General features: G+C 66.0%; 5 protein-coding genes. 2 read left to right on the forward strand and 3 right to left on the reverse strand.

What is annotated here, in order from left to right; all coding sequences use genetic code 11:
• Nucleotides 1-110 precede the first annotated feature (110 nt).
• Nucleotides 111-1,883: a cation:proton antiporter gene (locus OJI97_RS12735; RefSeq protein WP_297664007.1), complete on the reverse strand. Its 1,773-nt coding sequence runs from the start codon at nt 1,881-1,883 to the stop codon at nt 111-113.
• Nucleotides 1,884-2,188: 305 nt separating this feature from the next.
• A complete protein-coding gene (locus OJI97_RS12740) occupies nt 2,189-3,403 on the reverse strand; it encodes an NADP-dependent isocitrate dehydrogenase (RefSeq protein WP_297664009.1) in 1,215 nt (404 codons plus the stop codon).
• Between the two features lie 140 nt (nt 3,404-3,543).
• Here OJI97_RS12740 and OJI97_RS12745 point away from each other — a divergent pair, with 140 nt between their 5' ends.
• Both OJI97_RS12745 and OJI97_RS12750 read left to right on the forward strand, forming a co-directional pair.
• On the forward strand, nt 3,544-4,278 hold the full coding sequence (locus OJI97_RS12745) for a phosphatidylserine decarboxylase (RefSeq protein WP_297664012.1): 735 nt from the start codon (nt 3,544-3,546) through the stop codon (nt 4,276-4,278).
• Complete coding sequence (locus tag OJI97_RS12750) at nt 4,278-5,051, forward strand: phosphatidylcholine/phosphatidylserine synthase (protein WP_297664014.1); 774 nt, start codon at nt 4,278-4,280, stop codon at nt 5,049-5,051. Before OJI97_RS12745 ends, OJI97_RS12750 begins: the two co-directional genes overlap by 1 nt.
• Here the strand turns inward: OJI97_RS12750 and OJI97_RS12755 are convergent.
• Nucleotides 5,035-5,289, reverse strand: coding sequence for a hypothetical protein (locus tag OJI97_RS12755; protein ID WP_297664016.1), 255 nt, complete (start codon nt 5,287-5,289; stop codon nt 5,035-5,037). The genes OJI97_RS12750 and OJI97_RS12755 overlap by 17 nt on opposite strands.
• Nucleotides 5,290-5,534 lie beyond the last annotated feature (245 nt).

Genomic DNA, 5,534 nt, shown 5'->3' on the forward strand with positions numbered 1-5,534 from the left:
GTTCGTGTCGAGCGAAGTCGAGACACCCATCAGCGTAACGCTACGTCGATGGGTGTCTCGACTTCGCTCGACACGAACGGGACGGGGGGATAGATTTAAGGCTCCATGCGCTAGCTCCCCGGCGTTCGCAGCTTGGGCATCCGCGGTTCGTGATCGAGGTGACCCTTGGTCATGATGTCGTGGCGCATCTTCGCGCGCACGTCGTGGATCGAGGCGATGACCGGGCCCATCGCGACGCCGAGGTCGATCAGCACCGCCTCGGCGAGTTGCAGCGAGCTTTCGAGCGTTTCGGGCACCGCGTCGGTCGCCCCCGCTTGATAGAGGGCGGCGGCATGGTCTGCGCCGCGCGCGCGGCTGATGATCGGCAGGTCGGGATATTTCCGGCGCAGCCGCCGCGTCATCCGAAGCTGCTGAACCGGGTCGTCCATCGTCAGCACGACGGCGTCGGCATTCTCGATCCCCAGCTTGCTGAGGCTTCCGGGGCGGCCGACATCGGTATAGCGAACGACGAAGCCATCGCGCCGCGCCGCCGCCACCGTGTCGATATCGGCATCGACGGCGATATAGGGCCGGTCATGCTCGCGTAGCAGGTCGGCGACGATGCGGCCGACGCGGCCGAAGCCGACGACGACGGTGCGCCGCGGCGGTGCCTCTTCTTCCTCCGCAACGTCGCTGTTGCCGATCTCGATCCGCCGCGCGACGTCGTGGCCGATCCGTGCCAGCAGCGGGGTGATCGTGAGGCCGATCGCGGTGACGAGCTGCCAGAATTCGGCAGTCGCGCGGCTGATGAGCTGCGCCTGGAACGCGGTGGCGAGCACGATCAAGGTCGTTTCCGACGGGCTCGACATCAGCAGGCCGACCTCGGCCGCGGTGCTGCGCCGCGCCGAGCCCGAAAAGCGCAGCAGCGCCGCGGTGACGATCGCTTTCACCGCGACGACGCCGACCACGGCAGCGACCAGCGCCGTCCAGTTGCGCGCGATGGTCGCGAGGTTCAGCCCCATGCCGACGCTGATCAGGAACACCCCGAGCGCCAGCCCCTTGAAGGGCGCGGTGATCGCCTCGACCTCGCCATGATATTCGGTCTCGGCGATCATCAGCCCGGCGAGCAGCGCCCCGACGATCGGCGACAGGCCGACCGCCGCGGTCGCCAGCGCGGCGACGATGACGACGAGCAGGCTGGCCGCCAGGAACAGTTCGGGGTCCTTCGCGCGCGCCGCCTGGGCAAAGATGCGCGGCAGCAGGAACCAGCCGCCGATCGCGAGCGCCGCGACGACGAGCGCCCCCTGCCACAGCGTCGTCAGCAGCAGCTCGGCATTGTGACCGGCGGTGCTGGGGGCAAAGGCGCCGAGCACGAAGATGATCGGGACGATCGCCAGATCCTCGAACAGCAGCATGGCGAACGAGGCCTGGCCGACCGCGGACTTGGTCCCGGCGATCGGCAGCACCAGCGCGGTCGACGACAGCGCGAGCGCGGTGCCGAGGCCGAGCGCGGCGGGCAGCGACAGCGTTCCGATCATGTAGAGGACGCCGCCGAGGATCGCGCCGCTGAGCAGCAGTTCGGCGGCGCCGACCCCGAAGACCAGCTTGCGCAATTGCCACAGGCGCCGGAACGACAGTTCGAGTCCGATCGAGAACAGCAGCAGGATGATGCCGAACTCGCCGAACAGCGCGATATCCTCGGGCGACCGGATCGTGACATGCTTGAGCCAGGGATATTGGCCCGCGAGCGCGCCGAGCCCCGACGGCCCGACGAGCAGGCCGACGAGAATGAAACCGATCACCGGCGTGATGCGAAACCGCGCGAAAGCGGGAATCACGATCCCCGCTGCTCCCAGCACGACCAGAGCGTTGCCGAGGCTGGATGCTTCCGTTTCGATGGACATGCAAAGGTCTTAGGGAGGCGGCGGGGGCTTGGCTACCGCCTTTGTCAATCGAAACGCTTGTGGGGAGGGGGGCAGGGAGCAGTTGCGGCTGGAGGCAGTCATCTAAGCCCCTCCTCTTCAGAGGAGGGGCCGGCGAGACTTACGAACTTGTTCGTTAGTCGCAGCGGGGTGGAGAAATGCAGGGTAGCGCCGGTCTTCGGCCACCACCCCGCTCGCCTAAGGCCCGGCTGCGCCGGACCAAGTCTCGCTGCCCCTCCTCTGAAGAGGAGGGGGTGAAGAACCATCCCCCTACCGCGAAGCCGGCGTCAGGCGCCCATCTTCTTGTCGAGATTCTCGACGATCGCCTCGAAAAAGCCTTCGGTGGTCAGCCAGTTCTGGTCGGGGCCGATCAGCAGCGCGAGGTCCTTGGTCATCTTGCCGCTTTCGACCGTCGCGACGCAGATTTTTTCGAGGTCGTCGGCGAATTTCGTCACCTCGGGCGTGCCGTCGAGCTTGCCGCGATGCTTGAGCCCGCCGGTCCACGCAAAGATCGACGCGATCGGGTTGGTCGAGGTCGCCTTGCCCTGCTGGTGCATACGGTAATGGCGGGTGACGGTGCCGTGCGCGGCCTCCGATTCGACGGTCTTGCCGTCGGGGGTCATCAGCACGCTGGTCATCAGGCCGAGCGAGCCGAAGCCCTGGGCGACGGTGTCCGACTGGACGTCGCCGTCGTAATTCTTGCACGCCCAGACGAACTTGCCGCTCCACTTGAGCGCCGAGGCGACCATGTCGTCGATCAGGCGGTGCTCATAGGTGATGCCGAGTTCGTCGAACTTCGGCTTGAACTCGTCGATGAAGACTTCCTCGAACAGATCCTTGAAGCGGCCGTCATAGGCCTTGAGGATCGTGTTCTTGGTCGACAGATACACCGGCCACTGGCGCGCGATGCCGTAGTTGAGGCTGGCGCGCGCGAAATCGCGGATCGAATCGTCGAGGTTATACATTCCCATCGCGACGCCCGACGAGGGGAACTGGAACACCTCCTCGTCGATCAGCGTGCCGTCCTCGCCCTCGAACACCAGGCGCAGCTTGCCGGGGCCGGGGACGCGGAAGTCGGTCGCCTTATACTGATCGCCGAAGGCGTGACGGCCGACGACGATCGGGTCGGTCCAGCCGGGGACGAGACGCGGGACATTCTTCATCACGATCGGTTCGCGGAAAACGACGCCGCCCAGGATGTTGCGGATCGTGCCGTTCGGCGACTTCCACATCTTCTTGAGCCCGAATTCCTCGACGCGCGCTTCGTCGGGGGTGATCGTCGCGCATTTGACGCCGACGCCATGCTTCTTGATCGCGTTCGCGGCCTCGACGGTGATCTTGTCGTCGGTGCGGTCGCGTTCCTCGATGCCGAGGTCGTAATAATGAAGGTCGATGTCGAGATAGGGCAGGATCAGCCGTTCGCGGATCCATTGCCAGATGATCCGGGTCATTTCGTCGCCGTCGAGTTCGACGACCGGGTTGACTACCTTGATCTTGCCCATGCGTTCAGCCTTTTTCCTTGGGGAGTCGGAGTTGCAGCGGGCCTTAGGGAAAGCGGCGCGATTGATCAATGGCCGTGGTGGAACCGGCGGGGCGGCTTATTCGATTGTCTATGACCGTTCGCCTTTCTAGAAAGACCGGCATGTCCTCTATCCTCTCTTCCAACCGTCCGGGCGGCGGCATCAAATGGCGCTGGCCGTCGATCCACCCGGAAGGCCGCAAATTCCTGCTGATCGCGGGGGTCGTCACGCTGTGTTTCTGGCTGCTGGGGTGGGAGATCGCCGGCTGGCTGGCGTTCGGCATCACCCTCTGGGTCGCGGCCTTCTTTCGCGATCCGCTGCGCGTCACGCCGACCGGCGCCGATGTGGTGATCGCGCCCGCCGACGGGCTGGTGACGCAGATCGCCGAAGTGCCGCCGCCGCCCGAGATCGCGGGCGCCGATGGGCTGGGCGACGCGCCGATGCTGCGCGTCTCGATCTTCATGAGCGTCTTCGACGTCCATATCAACCGCACCCCGGTCGCGGGGACGCTGCGCAAGCTCGTCTATATTCCCGGCAAGTTCGTCAACGCCGACCTCGACAAGGCGAGCGAGGAGAATGAGCGCCAGCATTTCGTCGTCGAGCGCGGCGACGGCGTCCGCATCGGCTTCACCCAGATCGCCGGGCTCGTCGCGCGGCGCATCATGCCCTTCGTGAGCATGGGAACCGAGCTTCAGACCGGGCAGCGCGTCGGGCTGATCCGTTTCGGCAGCCGCGTCGACGTCTATCTGCCCGCCGGAACCACGCCGCAGATATTGCTCGGCCAGCGCGCGCTCGCGGGCGAAACGGTGATCGCGCGGATCGGCACGTCCGAAATCCTCGACGGCATCGGACAATAATGACCGACGCGCCGCAGACGAGCGTCGACGCCGAACAGCGTCGCCTGGGCGGGATACCGCTGCGCGCCTTCGCGCCGAACGCGATCACCGCGCTCGCGCTCTGCTTCGGGCTGACCGGGGTGCGCTTCGCGATCGGCGAGGAATGGGAGAAAGCGCTCGCCGCGGTGATCTTCGCCGGCGTGCTCGACGGGATGGACGGGCGCATCGCCCGCCTGCTGCGCGCGCAGAGCAAGTTCGGCGCCGAGCTCGATTCGCTGTCCGACGTCATCGCCTTCGGCGTTGCGCCGGCGATGATCCTGTTCCTGTGGTCGCTGGACGACGCGCCCAAATTCGGCTGGACCGCGGCGCTGGCGCTTGCGGTCGGCTGCGCGCTGCGCCTCGCGCGCTTCAACTCGCGCATGGATGCCGACATCCAGCCGCACAAGTCGGCGGGCTTCAACACCGGCATTCCGGCGCCCGCGGGGGCGGGGCTCGCCTTCGTTCCCGTCTATCTCTGGCTTTCGACCGGCAACGACCTGTTCCGCGAATGGTATGTCGTCATGCCCTGGGCGCTCGGCGTCGCGATGCTGATGATTTCGGCGATCCCGACCTATAGCTGGTCGTCGATCCGCCTTCGCCGGTCGTGGCGATTGTTCGCGCTTGCCGGCGTCGGCCTCCTCGGCGCCGCGCTCGTCACCGCGCCGTGGCAGACCTTGCTGGCGGTCTGCGCCCTCTATGTGACGCTGCTGCCTTTTGGTGTCGCCAGCTATGCCAGGATCAGGCGGCGCGGCTGATCGGTGCGCGGACGGCGGTGCGAAGGGCGCGCGGCGCGTCGCGGCGTTCGGGCGACCGGCGCAGCGTGATGACGCGCGAAGCCGGGCCGGGCTGCGGCGCGGCTCCGGCCGGGAAGGCGCCTTCGCCCATCAGCGCCGAGAGAATGGCCGTCTCGTTGTTCTTCAGCATCGCCAGGATGACGGTCAGGCCGAGCCCGGCGGCGACGGCAAAGAGGAGAGCAGCGGCGACCTGAACCATGATCTTGTCCTTCCGGCTTCGATGTGCGAAACCTGTGTCCATTGGACGGTTTCCTTGCGTTCTTCGTTCCATGTTCCTGTTTTGTTCTCAATGATGTTGCGACAAAGCGTTTTGTTTTGTCGATGAATTGAGTGTGTTCGGAGCATTGGCTTTGGGAGAGGGGCGGACATTCCTCGATCTTCCCCCATCATTCGTCATTCCCGCGAAAGCGGGAACCCAGAGTGGGGTCAGCCGACGCACGCTCT

This window comes from Sphingopyxis sp., from assembly GCF_025869345.1.
Taxonomy (GTDB): Bacteria; Pseudomonadota; Alphaproteobacteria; order Sphingomonadales; family Sphingomonadaceae; genus Sphingopyxis.

What these genes read in the sequence shown, in the direction of transcription:
- OJI97_RS12735 (WP_297664007.1), bottom strand. Translation starts at nt 1,883, where the DNA reads ATGTCCATCGAAACGGAAGCATCCAGCCTCGGCAACGCTCTGGTCGTG.
- OJI97_RS12740 (WP_297664009.1), bottom strand. Translation starts at nt 3,403, where the DNA reads ATGGGCAAGATCAAGGTAGTCAACCCGGTCGTCGAACTCGACGGCGAC.
- OJI97_RS12745 (WP_297664012.1), top strand. Translation starts at nt 3,544, where the DNA reads ATGTCCTCTATCCTCTCTTCCAACCGTCCGGGCGGCGGCATCAAATGG.
- OJI97_RS12750 (WP_297664014.1), top strand. Translation starts at nt 4,278, where the DNA reads ATGACCGACGCGCCGCAGACGAGCGTCGACGCCGAACAGCGTCGCCTG.
- OJI97_RS12755 (WP_297664016.1), bottom strand. Translation starts at nt 5,289, where the DNA reads ATGGTTCAGGTCGCCGCTGCTCTCCTCTTTGCCGTCGCCGCCGGGCTC.